Annotated in this window: 20 protein-coding genes; 9 read left to right on the forward strand and 11 right to left on the reverse strand. The window is 39.4% G+C overall.

Going from position 1 to position 21,496, the window contains the following annotated elements; all coding sequences use genetic code 11:
• The 4 genes from phoU to yaaA all read left to right on the forward strand — a co-directional run bounded on the left by phoU (nt 1) and on the right by yaaA (nt 3,954).
• Nucleotides 1-681: a phosphate signaling complex protein PhoU gene (phoU, locus tag BUC12_RS02405; protein ID WP_062175567.1), complete on the forward strand. Its 681-nt coding sequence runs from the start codon at nt 1-3 to the stop codon at nt 679-681.
• Nucleotides 665-1,366 carry a response regulator transcription factor gene (locus BUC12_RS02410; protein WP_062175568.1) on the forward strand — a complete coding sequence of 234 codons (702 nt, stop codon included), beginning with the start codon at nt 665-667 and terminating at the stop codon, nt 1,364-1,366. The genes phoU and BUC12_RS02410 overlap by 17 nt, the downstream gene beginning before the upstream one ends.
• Nucleotides 1,363-3,090: a sensor histidine kinase gene (locus BUC12_RS02415; protein ID WP_062175569.1), complete on the forward strand. Its 1,728-nt coding sequence runs from the start codon at nt 1,363-1,365 to the stop codon at nt 3,088-3,090. Before BUC12_RS02410 ends, BUC12_RS02415 begins: the two co-directional genes overlap by 4 nt.
• Nucleotides 3,091-3,192: 102 nt before the next feature.
• Nucleotides 3,193-3,954 carry a peroxide stress protein YaaA gene (gene yaaA / locus BUC12_RS02420; protein ID WP_062175570.1) on the forward strand — a complete coding sequence of 254 codons (762 nt, stop codon included), beginning with the start codon at nt 3,193-3,195 and terminating at the stop codon, nt 3,952-3,954.
• Nucleotides 3,955-3,957: 3 nt separating this feature from the next.
• Here the strand turns inward: yaaA and BUC12_RS02425 are convergent, their stop codons facing one another.
• The 5 genes from BUC12_RS02425 to BUC12_RS02445 form a co-directional block, all read right to left on the reverse strand.
• A complete protein-coding gene (locus tag BUC12_RS02425; protein WP_062175571.1) occupies nt 3,958-4,404 on the reverse strand; it encodes a nucleoside deaminase in 447 nt (148 codons plus the stop codon).
• Entirely contained in the window at nt 4,401-4,616 is a 216-nt protein-coding gene (locus tag BUC12_RS02430) for a hypothetical protein (protein WP_062175572.1), read from the reverse strand. Before BUC12_RS02430 ends, BUC12_RS02425 begins: the two co-directional genes overlap by 4 nt.
• 219 nt (nt 4,617-4,835) lie before the next feature.
• Nucleotides 4,836-5,552: a pirin family protein gene (locus BUC12_RS02435; protein WP_062175573.1), complete on the reverse strand. Its 717-nt coding sequence runs from the start codon at nt 5,550-5,552 to the stop codon at nt 4,836-4,838.
• A gap of 58 nt (nt 5,553-5,610) precedes the next feature.
• Nucleotides 5,611-6,441: a 4,5-DOPA-extradiol-dioxygenase gene (gene ygiD, locus BUC12_RS02440; RefSeq protein WP_062175574.1), complete on the reverse strand. Its 831-nt coding sequence runs from the start codon at nt 6,439-6,441 to the stop codon at nt 5,611-5,613.
• Between the two features lie 82 nt (nt 6,442-6,523).
• Nucleotides 6,524-7,177, reverse strand: coding sequence for a YceI family protein (locus BUC12_RS02445; RefSeq protein WP_062175575.1), 654 nt, complete (start codon nt 7,175-7,177; stop codon nt 6,524-6,526).
• 153 nt (nt 7,178-7,330) lie between these two features.
• Between BUC12_RS02445 and BUC12_RS02450 the strand changes: the two genes are divergently transcribed.
• Nucleotides 7,331-8,248 carry a LysR family transcriptional regulator gene (locus BUC12_RS02450; protein ID WP_062175576.1) on the forward strand — a complete coding sequence of 306 codons (918 nt, stop codon included), beginning with the start codon at nt 7,331-7,333 and terminating at the stop codon, nt 8,246-8,248.
• An 11-nt stretch (nt 8,249-8,259) separates the two neighbouring features.
• Here BUC12_RS02450 and BUC12_RS02455 read toward each other — a convergent pair whose 3' ends face one another.
• The 3 genes from BUC12_RS02455 to BUC12_RS02465 form a co-directional block, all read right to left on the reverse strand.
• Nucleotides 8,260-9,963 carry a M23 family metallopeptidase gene (locus tag BUC12_RS02455; protein ID WP_062175577.1) on the reverse strand — a complete coding sequence of 568 codons (1,704 nt, stop codon included), beginning with the start codon at nt 9,961-9,963 and terminating at the stop codon, nt 8,260-8,262.
• Nucleotides 9,964-9,989: 26 nt separating this feature from the next.
• On the reverse strand, nt 9,990-11,186 hold the full coding sequence (gene coaBC / locus BUC12_RS02460) for a bifunctional phosphopantothenoylcysteine decarboxylase/phosphopantothenate--cysteine ligase CoaBC (RefSeq protein ID WP_062175578.1): 1,197 nt from the start codon (nt 11,184-11,186) through the stop codon (nt 9,990-9,992).
• A gap of 120 nt (nt 11,187-11,306) precedes the next feature.
• On the reverse strand, nt 11,307-11,738 hold the full coding sequence (locus BUC12_RS02465) for a GtrA family protein (protein WP_062175579.1): 432 nt from the start codon (nt 11,736-11,738) through the stop codon (nt 11,307-11,309).
• Nucleotides 11,739-11,920: 182 nt separating this feature from the next.
• Between BUC12_RS02465 and BUC12_RS02470 the strand changes: the two genes are divergently transcribed.
• Both BUC12_RS02470 and BUC12_RS02475 read left to right on the forward strand, forming a co-directional pair.
• On the forward strand, nt 11,921-12,523 hold the full coding sequence (locus tag BUC12_RS02470; RefSeq protein WP_062175580.1) for a bifunctional nuclease family protein: 603 nt from the start codon (nt 11,921-11,923) through the stop codon (nt 12,521-12,523).
• A gap of 15 nt (nt 12,524-12,538) precedes the next feature.
• On the forward strand, nt 12,539-13,243 hold the full coding sequence (locus tag BUC12_RS02475; RefSeq protein WP_062175581.1) for a 16S rRNA (uracil(1498)-N(3))-methyltransferase: 705 nt from the start codon (nt 12,539-12,541) through the stop codon (nt 13,241-13,243).
• A gap of 10 nt (nt 13,244-13,253) precedes the next feature.
• Here BUC12_RS02475 and BUC12_RS02480 read toward each other — a convergent pair whose 3' ends face one another.
• From BUC12_RS02480 to BUC12_RS02490, 3 genes are all read right to left on the reverse strand, one after another.
• On the reverse strand, nt 13,254-13,487 hold the full coding sequence (locus BUC12_RS02480; protein ID WP_062175582.1) for a hypothetical protein: 234 nt from the start codon (nt 13,485-13,487) through the stop codon (nt 13,254-13,256).
• 62 nt (nt 13,488-13,549) lie between these two features.
• The gene (gene hemW, locus BUC12_RS02485) at nt 13,550-14,680 is read right to left on the reverse strand and encodes a radical SAM family heme chaperone HemW (protein ID WP_062175583.1); all 1,131 of its coding nucleotides are present in this window, start codon (nt 14,678-14,680) and stop codon (nt 13,550-13,552) included.
• Nucleotides 14,681-14,688: 8 nt separating this feature from the next.
• Nucleotides 14,689-16,500 (reverse strand): AMP-dependent synthetase/ligase, encoded by a 1,812-nt coding sequence (locus BUC12_RS02490; protein ID WP_062175584.1) that lies wholly within the window; start codon nt 16,498-16,500, stop codon nt 14,689-14,691.
• Nucleotides 16,501-17,628: 1,128 nt separating this feature from the next.
• Here BUC12_RS02490 and BUC12_RS02500 point away from each other — a divergent pair.
• Together BUC12_RS02500 and BUC12_RS02505 are read left to right on the forward strand one after the other, a co-directional pair.
• Nucleotides 17,629-19,134, forward strand: coding sequence for a lipopolysaccharide biosynthesis protein (locus BUC12_RS02500; RefSeq protein WP_062175586.1), 1,506 nt, complete (start codon nt 17,629-17,631; stop codon nt 19,132-19,134).
• Between the two features lie 58 nt (nt 19,135-19,192).
• Nucleotides 19,193-21,316 (forward strand): S46 family peptidase, encoded by a 2,124-nt coding sequence (locus BUC12_RS02505; protein WP_062175587.1) that lies wholly within the window; start codon nt 19,193-19,195, stop codon nt 21,314-21,316.
• Nucleotides 21,317-21,496: the final 180 nt, after the last annotated feature.

Consider the following 21,496-nt stretch of genomic DNA (forward strand, 5'->3'; position numbering starts at 1 on the left):
ATGACAACAAATATGAAATCGAAACAGCTCAAGGTTTTATTGAATGACTTTGAATTGTTATCACAAACCGTATTACTTCAATTACAACTATCTGCCAAGCTTTTGCAGGATAGTACGATAGAATCGTTACAGGAAGAAGCCGAATCAAACGAATTGATTATAGACCGCCTTGAAATAAAGATACGCGAAGAAGTAGTATATTCGATATTCCAATTTACACCGAAAGCTGCCGATCTGCGACGGATTATCACTTATCAGGATACAACTACCAATCTCGAGCGGATAGGAGATATGCTACTCAATATTATACATTATTCGAAAGAGACTAACCTGCATCTGTCCGAGTTTGCCGAAGAGCGGAAACAAATAAGTAAAATGTTCCAATATGTAGATGAAATGCTACGGAATGCTATTATTTCATTTACAAACGAAGACAGTTCTTTGGCGTACGGTGTTATAGAAGAAGATGACAAGGTTGATAAACTTTTTCATGATGTCAGCCGTTTTACTCAAACATCATTTTCGGGTAAAGCATTGACCGAAGACGAAGTCAGAAATATTATCAATATAAATGCTATTGCCCACAATTTGGAGCGGATTGGCGACAGTGCGACAAATATCAGTGAGGCTACAATTTACCTGACAGAAGGAAGGGATATCAGACATGGAAACAAAAAATAAAAGCACTTCGATACTCATCGTTGACGACGAGATCGATATCCGTGAAATATTACAGTTTAACCTCGAAAACGAAGGTTACCAGATCGATTTGGCAGATTCGGCTGAAGATGCTTTGAGAAAACTTCGCCCCGATCATCAGCTGATACTTTTGGATGTAATGATGGGAGGTATATCCGGTTTTAAATTTGCTGACCAGTTGCGAAAGTCGGGAAACGATACTCCCATAATATTCCTTACAGCCCGCGATACTGAAAATGATATGCTGACCGGATTCTCAATCGGAGGAGACGATTATGTATCAAAGCCTTTTTCTATCAAGGAAGTAATAGCACGTGTGAAATCTGTGTTGAAACGTAGCGAACAGAAGCAGTTATCTACCCCGGAAGAGACCTTTACTTTTGGAAGCCTTAGAATAGACCTGAAACTGAAAACCGTAAATATCGACGGTCACTTGGTCGATTTAACAAAGACCGAATTCAATATACTCGTATTACTGGCGAAAAATACGGAGAAAACATTTACACGTTCCGAAATATTGTCCCGGGCATGGGATGGCGATGGAGTTGTTCTTGACCGTACAGTGGATGTCCATATTGCCCGGCTCAGAAAGAAGATAGGACGTTACGGTGAAAATATAGTCAACCGTACAGGCTACGGTTATAATTTTAATGTCAATATTCAATGAAGTTAACTTACAAGCAGCGTCTTTTCGGTATTATATTTGTGATATTCGCAGTGTTCTCGCTGTGTATAATTATATCGGAGCAACGGGAGGAAAGGAAATTCCGTACCGAAGCTCTCGAGTCGAAACTCGACGGATATGTGGAAGTTATCCACAGATATATCGAACAGAAGCAGTTGCCGATATCAGATTCTATAGCTGTTCCTACAGTCGTAAATATACTTCCGGAGGAATTGCGTGTTACTTTGATCGATGCCGAAGGAAATGTTTTCTATGAAAATGATACTCAGAACATCAAGCAGCTGGGCAACCATCTTGACAGGCCTGAAATAATGAAAGCATTGTATCAGGATTACGGATCGAATATCCGTATGTCGGCTTCCATGAATCACGAATATCTCTACTATGCCAAGTTCTTCGGCAAATATTTTGTCCGCGTTGCCCTGCCTTATAATATACAGGTGAAGAATGTATTGCAGCCCGATAACTTCTTTATATATATCGTTTTGGTGATGTTTGTCATTGTGTTCATTCTACTGAATCTGGTAGCAGGGCGCTTTGAAAAATCAATAACAAAACTCAGGGATATAACTTCCCGGCTGAAAAACGATCAGCCTTTACCTACCGATATCACATTTCCCGACGATGAACTGGGCGATATGGGAAAAGAACTAGTTGATATATTCAACTTCAGGGAAGAAAGTAAGCTGGCAGTCGAATTGGAAAGGGAAAAACTAATCCAACATTTCCAATTTTCGGAAACCGGTCTTTGCATCTTTTCTCCTAAGAGAAAAAAGATTTATGCCAATTCTCACTTCCTGCAGAATATCAACCAGATAGTGGATAAGCCGATATTCGATGCCGACAATATATTCGGAGATAAGGTTTTACAGCCTATCGATGATTTTTTTGAGACAAAACGCCTTGGAGATAACCATCTTGCGTTTCAGGTGGCAAAGAATGCAAAGACATTCAATATTCAGGTTATTGTATTCGATGACCAGAGTTTCGAAATCACGATCCGGGATGTTACTCAGGTAGAAAGAAACCGTCAATTGAAGCAGGAAATGACTAATAATATAGCTCATGAGTTGCGTACACCTGTAACCAGCCTGAGAGGGTTTCTGGAAACGTTACATGATCAGGATTTGCCGGCCGAACGCCAATCGCAGTTTATCGAAAGAGCTTACTTACAATCTATCCGGTTATCGAATTTGATAGAGGACATAAGTCTGTTAAGTAAAATAGACGAAGCTTCTAATAAGTTTACCATGGATAAGGTCAATCTGGTACAGGTAATCAATGAAGTACGCATCGATCTCACCGACAGACTGAAAGCTAATAATATCGATCTGTTTATAAAAGTGAATCCTGAATTGACAGTGCACGGAAACGAAACACTTCTGTACTCTATTTTTCGTAATCTGATGGACAATACTATAAACTATGCCGGAAAAGATATTGAGATACATATCAAAGATTATATGGAAGACAATAAGTTTGTGTACATTTCATATTACGATACAGGAATAGGTGTAGACGAACAGCACATGGTTCGCTTATTTGAGCGCTTCTATCGTGTAAACGAAGGTCGTACCCGCGAAACAGGAGGTTCGGGTCTGGGATTATCTATTGTGAAAAATGCAGTGAAGTTACATAAAGGAGAAATACATGCCCGTAAATTTTCGAAAGGAGGTTTGGAGTTCCTTTTCACTTTGGCGAAATAATCCGGAATAATAATTCAAGAGGAAACAAACAGGGCAAATGACAACATTTGCTCTGTTTGCTTTATTTGCCATATCTTTGCCGGTAAATAATATATTATATAGATGATACTAACGCTTTCGCCTGCGAAGATGCTGGATTTTACGTCTGATGTTTCTACAAAGAAAACATCGCAACTTTTATTTGAGGAAAATTCGGTTGAAATAAATGATATACTAAGAGATCTGGATGTAAACGAAATAAGTAGCTTGATGAAGGTAAATCCCAAACAAGCCTTAGAAGTATATCAATACATTCAGGCTTTTGATATGAGGCGTACTTCACGAAAACAAGCTGCTGCAGCTTATAATGGTATGGCTTATCTGGGCTTGGATGCTGCAACCTTTACCTCTAAAGACTGGGATTTTGCGCAAGATCATTTAGTTATTCTTTCGGCATTATACGGGGCACTTCGCCCTTTGGATATGATAAAACCTTACCGGCTGGAAATGCAGGCTAAATTAGCTAATAGCAAGGGAAAAGACCTTTACGAATATTGGGGACGTGATCTGACCGAGTACCTCAATGATCGCCTAAGTACGGATGATAATGTCTGGCTTAACCTCTCGTCCAATGAATACAGTAAAGTCATTAATAAAAATCATCTGTGTAAAGGAGTAAAGATAATCACCCCGGTATTTAAAGAACAAAGTTTGCAAGGCTATAAACAAGTAACGGTTTATGCCAAGAAAGCGAGAGGGATGATGGCTCGCTTCGTTATTCAGAAACGGATAAAGAATATAGAGGGTATTAAGTTGTTTGATAGTGAAGGATATTCTTTCTCGCCAAACTTGTCTGACGAAAAGGAATGGGTATTTGTGCGTTAGACCTTACCGTTTATTTTTAAAAAAATCCTGCATCAACTGAGCACATTCCTGTTCTAAGACTCCACCGATGATCTGGGTTTTAGGGTGCAATGCCTTTGGTGCAATATCCCTGTATCCACGTTTGATATCCGGCGCACCGTATACGATTTTGGGTATTTGTGACCATCCTAAAGCTCCGGCACACATAGGGCAGGGTTCTACAGTTACATATAGGGTGCAATCTGTCAGGTATTTTCCGCCCAAAACATTTGCTGCGGCAGTGATAGCCTGCATTTCGGCATGAGCCGTTACGTCTGTTAAAGTTTCGGTGAGGTTGTGGGCGCGGGCAATAATACGATTCTGGCAAACCACTACAGCACCTATAGGAACTTCGTCCTTCTCGAAAGCATAACGGGCTTCGTTCAGAGCCTGTCGCATAAAATATTCATCACCAAGAATCTGAGTATTCATCGGCGCATTTCGTTTTCACCGAAAAGGGTAGGGTAGTCCATCTCCAGGTTTTTCAGTATATGGGCAATAACTGTCTCTCTCAGCCAGCGCGATTTATTCGAAATCTTGTATTTCTTTATATATAGCAACATGAGGTTGTATTCTTCGTCACTCAACGAAAAATTGACCTGTTTGGAACGGACAACCGTAGATGTTTTCTGTTTCGGTTTCATTTGGTTACAAAATTAAGCTGCTTTAGGTGAAAAGCAAAAGATTTTGTGTGTAAAATATATCCGGAGCTTATGATATTGTGTCAATATTGATAGACTTAATATCAAAAAGAGAAGCAGCTTTAGTTCTAAAGCTGCTTCTTCGTCAAAAACAAAAATACTATTGATACAAGAAAAAAGCAAGGGAGCATAACTGAAGAATGCCAGCTCCCTTTTCAGAATTTATATTTGCATCGGAACTTCCATTAATAGTATGCGTGCATTGTCAGACAAGGCTTTGATTTCTATCTCATCGACTTCTGATATTCCAAGCCCGTCCCTTCGGTTAAGTACGACCCCTCCGACATTGAATGAGCCTTCGATAACCATTGCGAAAATACCGTTCGCAGCAGATTTTAATTTGTATGCTGCACTCTTGCCGTTATCGAATGTTCCCAACGAGAACCATGCATCCTGATGTATCCAAAGAGCATTGTCATCTTGGACAGGAGAAACGACTTCGTGCAAAACATTCTTATTATTAGCAAAATCGAATGTCTTTTGCTGATATCGCGGAGTTACGTTCTTCTTATTCGGAAATATCCATATCTGAAAGATATTCACAGGTATATCCTGTTCACCGTTGTATTCGCTGTGCCTGATACCCGATCCGGCGCTCATCACTTGTATATCTCCCGATTTGATAACGCTTCCGTGTCCGAGGCTATCCTGATGGCTCAAGTTTCCTTCGAGAGGTATAGTGACAATTTCCATATTATCATGCCCGTGTGTCCCGAATCCTTTACCTCCTTCTATAATATCGTCGTTCAGTACACGTAGTGCACCGAAATGTATCCGGTTGGGATCATAATAATTTGCAAAACTAAATGTGTGGCGTGCATCTAACCAGCCATGTTGTTCGTGTCCTCTGGTTTCGGACCTGTATAATATTGTTTTCATAAAAAATCTATTTATTTTTATTAATAAAAAGGTCTGAGACCTTAAGAGACTTGACGCCTCAGTTGATAATGACTGATGTCATAGACAAAGATCCTGCAATTACTCTATCGTTGAATATAATAACATTCTCATCCTTCTCTTTTAGGGCAAGCGTATACAACAAAGGTATATAGTGCTCGGCCGATGGGATTGCCAGATTAATGGAACTGTCTAAAGTTCTGTATTCGGTAAGCGAACGGATATCGTTATCCAATATTTTTGCCTTAAACTTTTCATTTATCTCCATAGCCCAGTCATATGCATAGGGTGTATTGAAATCATCGTCTTTCAAACGTACCATGCGGAGATTATGTATCATATTTCCACTGCCGATAATCAAGACACCTTTCCTTCGCAAATAATTAAATTCGCGGGCTAGCTCTACATGATAATTCATGTCCTTTGTATAGTCAATACTCAGTTGAATAACAGGTATATCGGCTTTTGGATACAAGTGTTTCAATATACTCCAGCTACCGTGATCTAATCCCCATTCATATTCAGGTTCAATACCGAAATTTTTTGAATTGTCAGCAATATCCACTGCCAGTTCAGGAAAACCCTTTACCGGATATTGTTGGGCAAATAATTCCTTGGGAAAACCATAAAAATCATGAATGGTTTTGGGCTGTTCTACAGCTGTGACGAATGTCCCACGGGTCTCCCAGTGAGCCGAGATACATAATATAGCCTTTGGATAGGGAAGTGTATTTCCCAACTCGTTCCATCTTTGAGAGAACTCATTATCTTCGATCGCATTCATTGGCGAACCGTGTCCTACAAATAGGGCAGGCATAACCGGTGTATCCGGAAGATAAGACAATTGTTTGTGCAGGCTATGCAGGTTCATATAAACTCCTTTCTTTAAACAAAAAACGGCTTTGACTATTCTGTTTTGCCAAAACCGTTTTATATATAATCCTTAGTCCGGCTTATTGAGCGGCTTTGGCAACGATGGTTATCTGTAATTCGATATTATCGTTTACGATGTTATCCTTAAGTTCGGCAAACAGGCTTTTCGATCCGAATTTTACATTCCACTGTGTACGGTCTATTGTAAATGGTACAGTAACAGCTTTGTATACATCTCCTTCTTTCGTGATTTTAGCACCGAATGTGATATTCTTATCTACATCTTTCAGTTTCAGGTTACCACTAACGTTATGAGTAATAGAATCATTTCCTGTAACTGCTTCTACTTTAGTGATTGCGAAACTGCTTTCGGGGTAAGTTGCTACATCAAAAAAGTCGGCGCTTTTCAGGTGGTTTACCAACATTTCGTTCATTTTAGCATCGGTCAGATCTTTGTCTGCAATAGCGTTCATGTCGATAATAAATGAACCGGATGCTACGCTTTCACCGTTAATAGCTAATGCTCCTTCTTTAATGGCGATGGTTCCGTGGTGGTCACCTCCCGGTTTAGAACCTACCCAGTTTATGGATGATGCCTGAGTATCTACTACCAGATTAACTCCTTCGCCCGATGCTACTGATTGAGCATCCGAACCTTCTACTTTATTTTTAGGATTGTTTCCGCAAGAAGCTGCGAATACTAGAACTGTCAATGCAAATAAATAAGTTTTCATACAAGTTTACGTTTTTTTGTTTTTGTTTTTGTTTACGTTTTTTTGATTTTCTTGATACAAAGGTATGATGCTATTATCTATAATCAAAATAGATGTTTTAATACTAATCTATTAAAATTTTTATAGATTTGTGCTTAATATAAGTATTGATGTATGGTAAACTTAGAATGGTACAGAACGTTTAAAGCAATATATCAGCAGGGGACATTAACAAAAGCTGCTACAGAACTGATGGTTTCGCAGCCAAATGTGAGTGTACAGTTGTCTTCTTTAGAGAGCTATATAGGTCATGCCCTATTTATACGGTTACCCCGAAAAATGGTTCCGACCGAATATGGGAAACTACTTTATACGCAGATTGTAGAGTCGATAGATAATCTGGAAAGGGTAGAAATCGAATTTAAGAAGTCGAGTATCCGTAAAGAGCCGACTATCCGGCTGGGAGTTCCTTCCGAGGTATTTTACACCTATTTATCCCAGAATATGAATCTCGTTAAATCACATCTCGTTGTCGAATATGGCCTTGCTATGGATCTTATCAATAAGCTAAGGAATGATGAGCTGGATATTGCATTTATAACTAAGCAGGACAAAAATCCGGACAGCCTGACATATGAATACTTGTATTCAGAATCATTTATGATAGTATGTAATGTGGATCACGATACAACCGAATTTGACCGATACATAGCGGATAATGATCTGGTGAAGGCCGAAAAATGGTTGAAGGCCCAAAGTTGGTATGCCTATGATACGAACCTGCCTCTGATTCGGCGGTTTTGGCGAAGTAATTTTCTGAAACGCCCTATTGTCAAGCTCAAAGCTGCTATTCCCGATAATATGGCGATACTAAAGGCTATCACTATGAGTGGTGGATTCGCCGTATCGTCGGATCTGATAGGAGGAGATACTTTAAAGAACGGACAGGTAAAGGTCGTTTGGAGAGGTATTATACCTGCAACGAACAGTTTACATCTGGCTTACGATAAAAACAAAATAGATCCTCGCCTTGTGGACGAAATGCGAGACTATATCACGCAAAGTATGGATGGATATATAGATACCAAATAAGTGCTACATAGTTAGTACGTAAATTCGGTACTGTATTCGGTACTGTTTCCACAAGCATCGGTGGCAACCACTATCAGGTTATGTGTGCCTTTAGACAGACGGTCGGGGTCGAATTTGTATGTATATACAGGTGATTTTATATCATTCTCGAATAAAGCGAATTTTCCGTCTATAGTACCCCTTACAGATGCGACACCGCTCAGGTTATCGGTTATACGTAAACGGATGGAGTCGGTTGATTTAGGTAGTGCAGCTTTTTTCTTTTTGGATGCTGCTGTAGTAACAGGGGAAATAGTAGGAGCCTGTGTGTCGGATGCAACGGCTAAACGTACCCCAAGTTCACGGATGTTTCCTGAGATTGTCCCGTTATTATATGTTCCTCCTATCCATGACTTACGATTGCCTGTAAGTTGTACTATTCCATATTGTTTCTTGTTACTCAAAGGATCGAAGTTTAATTTGATCCTTACTTCGCCCGACTTATCAAGGGCTACAGGTGCCTGATTAACTGTGAAGACATCGGAAAAATAATCGGACGAAGCACTTTGAGATAAAGTAAAACATACATCGTTATACAGGTTTCCTTTGTTGATGATGAGCGAAAAGCGTTCGCTGATATATTTATTATCCTGATCCCAGATCATAACAAGAGAACAACCCGACGGACGGGGAATATCCTGCTGTTTACCGTTTACTGTAAACTTATAAATGGTAGAATTGCCGTACACATCCTGTAACGTATATTCTATATTATATGTGCGCTCTTCGTTGATATTGATATAACCGCTGTTCTGAGTTTGGTAAAAGGGGAGTGTATTACCCGGCTCGACGAATGAATACATATAGAAAGATTTATTCAACCGCCAGTCAACAAAGTCGGTAAAGGTATTGATCATACGGCTTTGGTCGAAAGCAAACCGCGAGATATCATACGAAAATACCTGTTTGTCATCCACTTTCATACTTATCGTCCTCACTCCATAAATATTAGTTGTACCCGACATCCGGTCATATGCTTTAATTCCTAAACCTATCAGTCCCCATGCTTCTATGTTCTCTTGAGGAGAAGAATAACTTCCGTCTTTAAGCTTAGTGATTGTTTGGCGTAAAGGTAGAAAAGTGCTATTGACAGCACCTCTTCCGGGTACAGGATAAGCTGCTATACCCCTGATTTCGGGAGCAACTTCGTCACGAATCATGCTTTTAAGAAAGGGCAAAGGGTCAAGAACATGCTCCGATTTGGTATCCCGTATTTCGAAATGCAGGTGGGGACCACCGGAGCCTCCGGTATTTCCCGAATAAGCTACCACATCGCCTTTCTTTACCTTTATCTGATTAGCTTTTAAGGAGAGGTTTACTCTGTAACTTTCCTGTGCATATTGTTGCGACTTCACATAATCACTTATCTCCTTATTGAACCGGCTAAGATGCCCATATACAGTGGTCTGTCCGTTCGGGTGGTCTATATATAGTGCCAAACCGTATCCCGAAGGTGAAACTGATATTCTCGAAACAAACCCATCGGCAACACTATATACCGATTTGCCTTCTACGCCTTGTGTCTTGATATCCAGTCCGGCGTGGAAGTGGTTATTCCGTAATTCTCCGCAATTACCACTCAATAGAAGCGGAATATCCAATGGGCTACGGTAGTCCTGAGAAAAAGAGTTGATACTGAAAAGAGATAAAATAAGTATGTAAGTTAATCTGTTCATCTTTTATTAATAGGTTTTATAATCTGTTAGCCTAAGGTTTGGTCTATAATGTCCTTTGCTACAGCTTTTTTGTCCTTCAACGGAAAATTCCGGCGGTTACCTTGCTTGTCAATTACGGCAATTTTATTGGTGTCGTGCTGGAATCCTGCACCTTTATCCTGCAATGAGTTGAGAACAATATAATCGAGGTTCTTTTTTTCTATCTTTTTTAACGCGTTTTGCTCTTCATTGTTCGTCTCCAAAGCAAAACCGATAAGTAGTTGTTCCGGCTGTTTTACTTTTCCGAGTGCTGCGGCAATATCCTTATTCGGAACCAGTTCGAGGGTAAGACCTGTATCATCCGTACGTTTGAGCTTGGTATCGGCTTGTTCTTTAGGACGATAATCAGCAACGGCCGCACAAAGAATAGCTACATCCGATTGAGGGAATTCGGTAATAGCGGCCTGATACATTTCTTCGGCCGATTCTACATCGATACGCCTGATGTTCGGATGAGATACTTTCAGGGAGACAGGACCTGATATTAGAATCACTTCCGCACCCCGTTGGGCACACTCTTCAGCAAGGGCAAAACCCATTTTTCCTGAAGAATAATTACCTATAAAACGGACAGGATCGAGTTTTTCATAAGTTGGCCCGGCTGTTATCAGTATTTTTTTTTTTGACAGGCTTTCCTGCTTTTCAAAGTAAGAACGAATAAACCCGACTATGTTTTCGGGTTCTTCCATGCGTCCTTTTCCTATAAGGTGACTGGCCAATTCTCCCGAAGCCGGTTCTATTATATGGTTGCCATACGACTGAAGCTGAGATATATTGCGACTGGTCGACGGGTGTGCAAACATATCCAGATCCATAGCCGGAGCTATGAATACAGGTGCTTTCATCGACATATAAGTGGTGATAAGCATATTATCTGCAATGCCGTTAGCCATTTTTCCTAAGGTCGACGCAGTGGCAGGCGCGATCAACATAAAATCAGCCCAAAGCCCGAGATCGACGTGGCTGTGCCAGGTTCCATCATTCGCACCGAAGAATTCACTGATCACAGGTTTACCTGTAAGAGCAGAGAGTGTGACAGGTGTTATAAATTCTTTTCCGGCAGGTGTTATTATAATTTGCACCTCGGCACCTTCTTTTACAAAAAGGCGGGCAAGCGATGCTGCCTTATAAGCTGCAATACTACCTGTTATTCCTAAAACGATATGTTTACCATTAAATGTCATTGCTGGTGAAGATTTTATAGATACAGAAACACATTTGTATGTATATATGATACGAGACCGGAATTGATAATGTCCGGTTGTACCATCTGCAAAAGTAACAAAAAGGAACGAGACCCGATATTACTGGCTTTTCTTTTTGAAAGTGAAATATTTATTGAAAAAGAATTGCAGGAATGCAATAATGCCGGTTGTAGTCAATTTGGCGATGTTTTGTATTATCTTCTGACTGAAAAATTCGAGATCAAATTGTCCTACAATAAAACCGTAAAGCTGTACCAGCAGCGGTAGTAAGATGGTGCTGATAACAATACCAATCCCGGCTATTCCGAAAAAAGACAATGCCCTTTGTACGATTTTGTCTGTAGCTTTAAATGTGAAAAAGCTGTTTAGCAGGAAGTTGTTAATTATAGCAAGAACACAGCTGAGCACATGTGATACAATATAATTAATTCCTAAATAATCGCGAAACAGAAAAAAGGCAAGCCATTCTACTCCAAGACCTATAACGCCAACTAATCCGTATTTAATAAATTCCTTGTACGATTGTTTCATTATATCTGTTTGAAAGGGCAAAGATAATTGTTTATTTTTTCTGAGATTTCTCTTTTTCGACGAAAAGTTGACTAAAAAAACAGATATATGGTTTATGGATACACCGAAAATGGTTACTTTTGATATAGAAATCGATTGTATTGTGTAATTGTATAACAATTTCAGTCAAATTATAAAAGAGAGTGGCAGCAAATAAGATTAAATTATCAGTTCTAGGCTTTTCGTTTAACCAGACACAATCAGGGACATATGGATTGGTGCTGGCTGAAGATGGAGGTGTGCGCCGCCTGATGATTGTTGTGGGAACGCCCGAAGCCCAATCGATTGCCTTTAAGTTGCAGAACACCGAACCTCCGCGTCCGTTAACCCACGACCTGTTTTACTCGTTTATGGAAAGTTTCGGTATCGAGTTGGACGAGGTATTTATTTATAAATATGAAAACGGAGTGTTTTATTCAAAACTTTATTTTCGTCAGGAAGGTCGCGAAGTCGCTGTAGAGTCACGTACATCGGATGCAATAGGCATTGCTTTGCGTAGCAAGTCTAAGATATATACAACCGAAGAAATAATGCAGGATCTGGCTGTAGTATTTACAGAAGGAGATGAGGAAACAGCCTCTAAAGATATGTTTGCCGGTAATGACAGTACCAGTTATACCGATACATATGCATTGCTTAATCAGGAAGAACTGCAATCGATGCTTGACGATGCGATTGAACACGAAGATTATGAACTAGCATCTTTGCTGAGGGATGAGATGGAAAAGCGGGCTAAGAAACATTAAGGAGAAATCTGAACAATGGATAAGACTATATTTTTTGCTCCTGATATCCTTAAAGACCTGACCTTGCCGCAAGATGAGTCGGCTCATTGTGTACGTGTCTTACGGAAAAAAGAAGGAGACTATATATATATTACAGACGGAAAAGGTTGTTTCTTCGATGCCGAAATCGTAGAGGCTCATCAAAAGCATTGTATTGTAAATATAGTACGTACTATCGAAGAACCGAAGCCTTGGACTAATAATCTGCATATAGCTTTTGCTCCTACTAAAAATCTGGATAGGGTAGAGTGGTTTACCGAAAAAGCAACCGAAATAGGAGTCGACCGTTTTACTCCTTTATTGTGCCGGTATTCCGAACGGAAAGAAATAAAGTTGTCCCGTATCGAGAAGATTCTGGTTTCGGCAATGAAACAGTCTCAAAAAGCATTTTTACCCCAATTAGACGAAATGATCCCGTTTTCTCAATTTGTAAAACAACCTTTCGACGGACAAAAATTTATAGCACATTGTTATCCTCAGGAGAAAAAACTATTGAAAGATATTTATAAGCCCGGCGGAAATGTTTTGATACTGATTGGGCCGGAAGGAGATTTTAGTGAACAGGAAGTCGGGTTGGCATTAGATAACGGGTTTGAAGCTATCAGTTTGGGAAATAGCCGCCTGAGAACAGAGACCGCAGCTTTGGTGGCATGTAATACTATTCAGATAATAAACGGATAAAGAAAAGATATTAGCTGTTCTGTTTATTAAATTCTCTTAATTCGACTATCGCTTTATACAGTTTTTTACGGTAATACGATTTTATACAGAATAACGATTCGTGACGTTTGATAGAATATTTTGTCACATTGTATTCGAGAGTGTGGCGTGCACTGGCAACAAAGGCATCTATCATCGGTTGAAGTAATGCTCTGTCTTTTTCTGCTTTCGATGGGTCTGTATTATTTTGAGAAACTTCAGGCATAGAGAATAATTATCAGAATTGAGAAATAAAGATAGTGCATATTCAGGATATATGCGAACATTTTATTCGATATACATCAAATCACTCATAATAGAATCTGAGATAAATATTCCCTGACGGCTTATCTTATAGCGGTCACCTTCAGTAATAACATCTCCCGATTGAAGGTGCTTTCTTATATTTTTGTTGCAATAATCGAGAAACTCTTCACCGAATTGGTTCTTCAGGTCTGTAGTACTGATCCCCCACATTGTACGCATGCCCGTAAGGATAAAATCGTTATAACGGGTTGGTGGGTCTAGGTCTTCTTCTTCAATAAAAGGCTTTCGGTTCTCTATCCCTTGTATGTATTTTGCGATAGACGAAATATTCCAGCAACGGTTTTCTCGATTATAAGAGTGGGCAGACGGGCCTAGCCCCAAATATTTGGCTCCCAGCCAGTACGAACTATTATGACGGGAAAAATAACCTTCTTTCCCAAAGTTCGAGATTTCGTAATGAATAAATCCGGCTTGCTGTAACCTTTCTATCAGAATGGAAAACATTTCGACACTGGTTTCCTCTTCAGCCGACTTTACTTCTCCTTTTTGAAGGAGGCGATATAGCTTTGTACCTTGTTCGTAAATCAGGTGGTATGATGATATATGTTGAATGTTGAGACTGATAGCCTGATCAAGCGTTTTGTTCCACATCTCGATAGACAAGTCGGGCAGTCCGTACATAAGATCGATACTTATATTCGAAAATCCGGCTTGCTGGCTAGCCTTTACAGTATTAATTGCTTTCTGTGCTGAATGCCGTCTGTTTAGAAATTGAAGCTGTGCGTCATCGAAGCTCTGTACTCCCATGCTCAACCTGTTGAATCCCACCCGCCTGAGCATATCTATATATTTTACAGATAAATCATCGGGATTGGCTTCGAGGGTTATTTCTACATTATCGGTAACTTCGAAAGCAGAGAATATGGCTTCGAATATGGCTTTAAAATCTGCTTCACTAAGTTGCGAGGGTGTGCCTCCCCCGAAGTAAATAGTTTCTATAGTTTCATTACCAATGTAATTGGCACGCAAAACCATCTCTTTGCATATGGCGTCTACATAAGGAGTCTTTTGATCCATATTGGTACGGGTGTAGAAATCGCAATAGATACACCTCGTCTTACAGAAAGGAACATGTATGTATATGACTGCCATTTACGGAATTAGTCTTCGTACATTTTATCGATAATATCTTTGTAACGCTCGGCTACAACCTTTCGTTTTATTTTTAACGTATTGGTAAGCTCCCCGTTTTCCATTGTGAATGGTTCGGGTAATAGGGTAAAACGTTTTACTTTTTCGTAGGGGGCAAGCGATGCCTGTTGCATTTCTATACGGGTAGCTATCATTGTATTTACTATCCTGTCATTCACAAGTTCTTCCCGGGTAGGATATTCAATGTCATGCTCTTTTGCCCATTTCTCTACGGCATCGTAGTCGGGTACGATCAATGCGCTGACAAACTTTACATCATCTCCTATAACAGATATCATATCGATAAACTTGTCATTGGCTATTAATGTCTCGATAGCTTGAGGTGCGATGTATTTACCATTAGAAGTTTTAAACAGGTCTTTGATCCTTTCTTTCAGAACAATTGTATTTCCGTTGAGAATTTCACCGGCATCACCGGTTCTGAAAAATCCATCCTCGGTAAAGGCTTTGTCCGTTTCCTGAGGCTTTTTATAATATTCTTTCATAACGGTACGTCCTTTTACAAGGATTTCGTTATTCTCGGGGTCTATCTTCACTTCCAGCCCCGGCATTACTGTTCCCACCGATGAGAGCATAAAGTTGCGATCGGGGTAACATGTTACCGTAGCGGTGGTCTCGGTCAACCCGTATCCTATGATTAACGGGATATTCACTGATTGCAGAAATATATTAATTGTATCGGATAAAGGAGAACCGGCACAGGGGAATAGAACACCTTTTTCGATGCCGATAACCATTTTCAGTATGCGGAAAACAGTATTGTTATAGAAGAAGAATTTCAAGCGGTTTCCTAATGGCGGCCTCAATCCGTGATTCTTATAATCGAGATTATGTATTCTACCTGTTTTTATAGAGTCAGTATATAGCCAGCGCATAATACCTTTCGAACTGTCGATCTTTTCGTTTACACCCTGATATACTTTTTCCCAGAAACGTGGAACGCTACACATTACCGTCGGGCGTATTTGCTTGATCGATTTCTGTATTTCTTTCGCATCGGTATTTATGGCGATGGTCATACCTTTATGTAAGGTATAATAAGTCCATGCTTTTTCGAATATATGTGCGAGAGGAAGGAAATTCATCGACAGGTCTTTACTCGAAAGCTTTGGAAGGCGCTCGTCATGTATCCTGAATACTTCCATAAAAGAAGAGTGTAACAATACTACACCTTTAGGTTCGCCGGTAGTACCCGATGTGTAAATAATGCAGGCAATATCGGTTTCGCGGATCGACTTTAGCCTGACAGATACTTTTACCATCGAGTCGGAATTCTCACCCGAAGCAATAAAATCATCAAAATAGATAGAGGTTGTATCTTCGGGGTGTTTTTTTACTTTCGGATCAAATATAATCAGCCTTTTGAGTACATCACTCTGCATCTGTACCTTGTGCGCATTATTATATTGGAACTGCTCTCCTACAAATAATGTATGTATCTGGGCATCATTCACAATATATTCGACTTGCTGTGGTGAAGCGGTTGCATAGATAGGAACTGATACTGCCCTGTTTGCATATGCCCCGAATTCGGACAATAAATACTGATACATGTTTTGCGAATATATACCTATGTTTTCCTGGGTTTCAACGCCGGCCTCAGCCATAGCCCAAGCTGTCTTCATGATATATTCCGAAAAACGGTTCCATGAAATTGATAACCATTTATTCTGTACATTGTCTCTGTATTTCAATACAGTTCGCGATTTGTATTTGGTTGCACGCTTGTGTACCAGTTCTGCAAGGTGATAGTAACTCATTTCTATTTTAACTTATGGTATCAGACAGTAAAGTTAGGTTAATTAATCGTTAATTGGTGCTAAATGCTTGATTTTTATTATTGTCTACGCATTAATTGTTGTAGCAATATATATTGCTTATACACTGATAACGTGACAAAAACGTGACACTTGTGTCACCCATGTCACCTATTTATATGCTTTGTTATAAATGTTTTGTTTCTTGAAAAGTGACATTCGTTATACATATAGTAATATATTATATATATATGAGTAGTTGTTTTCATTCTTCCTTTTATTGTATAGATAAAGTAAAAACAAATAGTTTACCTGAAGAAGTTTTGTTTTAAGGTTCGAGAGCAGTTTGTTGTTCTTTAAGGAGTGATTGTTTTTCAACACAGGATATCGTGAAGTTTATTTCACAGAGTTGAAAAAGATATATTCCGCTATTGTAGGGGCAGGGCTCTGCTCTGGCCGATAATAAGGGCTTTAACACAAAGCAGACGAAGAAGGCACTAAGTGCACTATCTTGTTTTTCAAGACAACGGGTAAAGCAGCGCTTCCCCCCTACAAGGAATTCTTGTGTAAAGTCTTTGTCTCTTTGCGTTTTTGTGTTTAAAAGACTATCCGGTAAATCTCGAAAATAAAACAGCAAAGTGCATTCGCTGCACCTTGCTGCAACAATTAGCAGGTTTTTAGACAAACTGCAGTCCAGAGTAGTGTTTAAGTGACAATTAAAAAGTAATAATGACTCGAATCGGTACAGTTTGCCCGTCCTGCTAGTGATAAATAGTTGGATGTATACGACGAAAACGAGGATATTAAAAAACATCCCGTTGTTTTGACATAATAATTTTTTTTGTTTAGTTAACGCCCTGTGATGGGTCTCTCTCTAATATTTCAGTACATAAAAACAAATCCAAATTGTTAAAATTTAGATTGTTATCAGAGTTTTTATGTGTGAAAATATTCTGCATAATTTGTGCGATATTTTGTATCTAAATAGGATACTTTTCTGTTTAGAGTTTGCAAATATAGATATTCTTTTAGATTTAACAAAAATAACAAGCCCGCCGGCGACCCTCCTCTTATTTTATATTACCTTTGCATCCTGAATTTTCGGGTCAAAGACCTATTTATCGCTTGATTATGGCAGGAGGAGTAAAAAGTCTGGCAAAAGATACAGCCATTTACGGGCTAAGCAGTATTCTGGGTCGTTTCTTGAATTGGTGTCTGACACCATTACATGTATATATTTTCACTAATACGGTAGAGTACGGTAAGGTTAGCTACATTTACGGATTTGTTGCCCTTTTTATGGTATTGCTGACGTATGGAATGGAGACGGGTTTCTTTCGTTTTATGAATAAAAAAGACGAAGATCCGGCTAAAGTGTATTCGTCTGTAATTACTTCTTTAGGAGTTACTTCTATTCTTTTTATCGGTTTATGTGCCTTGTTTCTGTCGCCCATTTCGGAATGGATGAAGTATACCGATCATCCCGAACATATCTTAATGATGGCTGTGACGGTAGCTATGGATGCCTTTATGGTGATTCCTTTCGCTTATCTGAGGTACAAAAAACGCCCTTTGCGCTTTGCCGGACTTAGGATAATATTCATATTTGCCAATATCTTTTTCAACCTGTTCTTTCTGGTTGCATGCCCGTATATATATAAGTCATTTCCGGAAACGATCGACTGGTTTTATAATCCCGGTTATGGGATCGGTTATATATTTATAGCAAACTTGTTAGCTAATATAGTTTTGTTTGCCTTACTTATTCCTGATATGACAGGATTCAAATATCAGTTCGACGGAGCGCTTTTGAGGCGTATTTATAAATACTCTTTCCCGTTGCTGATATTAGGTATTGCCGGAGTTATAAATCAAACAGTAGCCCAGCTTGTTTATCCTCATATTTTCGAGAGTCCCGATGAGGCGTATAGCCAATTAGGGATATACAACGCCTGTCTGAAAATTACGGTTGTAATAACCATGTTCACACAGGCATTCAGGTATGCTTACGAGCCTTTTGTTTTTGCCAAGAATAACGATAATAAAGACACCCGACCCTATGCCGAGGCGATGAAATACTTTATCATTTTTGCACTTTTTGTTTTTCTTGGGGTTATGTTTTTTATGGATATACTGAAATATATAGTCAGCAAGAATTATATGGTTGGTCTCTCCATTGTGCCCATAGCCATGATGGGGGAAATATTTTTCGGTATATATTTCAATCTGTCTGTTTGGTATAAACTGATCGATAAAACTCAGTATGGCGCTACTTTTTCGGTGTTGGGCTGTGTTATTACTGTTCTTATAAATATTATATTTGTACCCGTTTTCGGCTTTATAGCAAGTGCCTGGGCTACATTTGTCTGTAACTTGATTATAATGTCGATATCTTATTTTTACGGGCAAAAGTATTTCCCTATAAGATATGATTTAAAGACTATTGCATTATACTTCCTTTTAGCGGGTGTTTTGTATACATTGGGAGTATATGTCCCCATAGAGAATGAAGTCCTCAGATTGTCGTACAGGACTCTCTTACTGGGGGTGTTTTTCTTGGTTCTGGTGAAGAGAGATCTTCCGGTATCAGAAATACCATATATAAATAAGTTTTTTAAAACTAATAAAAAGGTCTGAGACCTTAAAAAAATAAAAGAAGAGGTTTTTGTTCCTCGATAAATTTAAAGTAGTGTAAATGAAAAGAATTTTTTTATTATTCGGAGCTTTGCTGACGTTGTCTGCTATTCATGCCGATGAAGGTATGTGGCTTCTGAAAGAGCTTAATCGCCAGAGCGCTGCCCGCATGCAGGAGCTCGGCTTTACTTTCCCTATCGATAGTCTTTACAGCGAAAAAAACGCTTCGTTGAAGGATGCAGTTGTAATATTCGGCGGAGGTTGTACCGGAGTTGCCGTGTCTCAGGAAGGGTTGATCTTTACCAACCATCATTGCGGATACGATGCTATACAGAAGCACAGTTCGGTAGAACATGATTATCTGAAAGACGGATTTGTAAGCCAATCGAAACAAGAAGAACTATATACAGAAGGTTTAACAGTTTCTTTTCTCCAAAAGACTGAAGATATAACTGAGGAAGTGACAGCCGGAGTAACAGATAATATGACGGAAGAGGAGAGAAATGTAATTATAGACTCTCTGTCGACCAAGGTTCTTGATGGATATAAGGACAGCGAATTTTTACAGGCGCGTATTGTCCCTTTTTATACAGGTAATAAATATTATCTGGTAGTATATGAAATATTTAAAGATGTACGCATGGTATTTGCTCCGCCGTCATCGATCGGTAAATTCGGTGGTGATACCGATAACTGGCAATGGCCACGCCATACAGGAGACTTCTCTGTATTTCGTGTATATGCTAACAAAGACAATCAGGCAGCTAACTACAGTGCCGATAATGTGCCTTACAAACCGAAATATTCGGTACCGGTATCCGTCAAAGGATATAAGGATAAGGATTATGCGATGACTATAGGATATCCGGGAAGTACCGAGCGTTATCTTCCGTCGTGGGGTATCAAGCAAATGATGGAATCAGAAAATATTCCCCGTATCGAAGTCCGTACTATTAAACAGGATATCTGGCGTAAAGCGATGAATGCGGATGATGCTGTACGTATCAAATACTCGGTAAAATTCAGCCGTAGTTCAAACTACTGGAAAAACTCTATGGGTATGAATCAGGCACTACGCCGCCTTCATGTTTTGGAGAACAAACAGGATTTAGAATCCCGCCTGGCAGACTGGATTGCGAAAAGCCCGTCGGCTCAGGAAAAATACGGGGAGGTACTGTCTAGTTTAGACAATGCCTACACAAGTACAATGGAGCCTGTTAAGATAGCTACTTACTTTGGCGAAACATTCAATAACGGAATCGAACTGGTTCGTTTTGCAAATATCATTAATGCTATAGACTTAAGTGATAAAGAATTGGCAGCAGCAGCGGTCAGGTCAAAAATGGTAGACTTATACAAAGACTACGAACCGGAACTGGATAGACAACTGATGCCGGCATTACTTCGTTTTTATGCGGAAAAAGTACCTGCTGCTTATCTCCCTGATATTTATGAAATTATAGATAAGAAGTTCAAAGGTGATTATGAAAAATATACCGATTGGGTATTTAAAAATACTAAACTGACTAGTTTGTCAAGTTTGGCTTCTCTTTTGGCTAATTCATCGAGGAAAGATATAGATAAAGACCCTGCGATTGCCTTGTCTAACTCAGTTGCCGATTGTAGATTGAAAATCCGTGAAGAGTTGCTTCCATATTATCCGACTATAGATAAAAATGCACGTAAATTTATGGCAGCTCTTCAGGAAATGGAACCCGATAAGGCTTTCTCTCCTGATGCAAATTTCACACAGCGCTTAAGCTACGGATCGGTAGGAGGATACAATCCGGCAGATGCGGTCAGCTACGATTATTACTCAACTACACAGGGTGTGTTGGAAAAAGAAAATAAAGATGATCCGGAATTTGCTGTTCAGCAATATATACTCGATAACCTGAAAGCCGCACAGTGGGGCGAATATGCCGACGAAGACGGAACAATGCATGTTGGTTTCCTTTCCAATAATGATATTACCGGAGGAAATTCGGGAAGCCCTGTATTTAACGGAAAGGCGGAGCTGATAGGTCTGGCTTTCGATGGGAACTGGGAAGCCTTGAGCGGTGATATTATTTTTGAGCCTAAATTGCAACGTACTATCAGTGTCGATATTCGTTATGTATTATATACAATAGATAAAATTATGGGTTGCCATCGTCTTATCGAAGAACTGAATATTCAGAAATAAGTTCTCCAGCCTTCTTATCTTATTAAATTGTAATATAAGAAATCTATAAAAAAAGCCTTGCCCTAAGACGGCGAGGCTTTTTTATTTATGTCCAATACGGTTATTCATCGGCTATATGGGGTAATTTGTCGATTGTTTTTGCGGAAGAGTCTAATGATTATAAACTTAGCGCATCCTAAA

Origin of the sequence: Indolivaga macrotermitis, assembly GCF_900128985.1 — a bacterium.
Classification (GTDB): domain Bacteria; phylum Bacteroidota; class Bacteroidia; order Bacteroidales; family Dysgonomonadaceae; genus Dysgonomonas_A; species Dysgonomonas_A macrotermitis.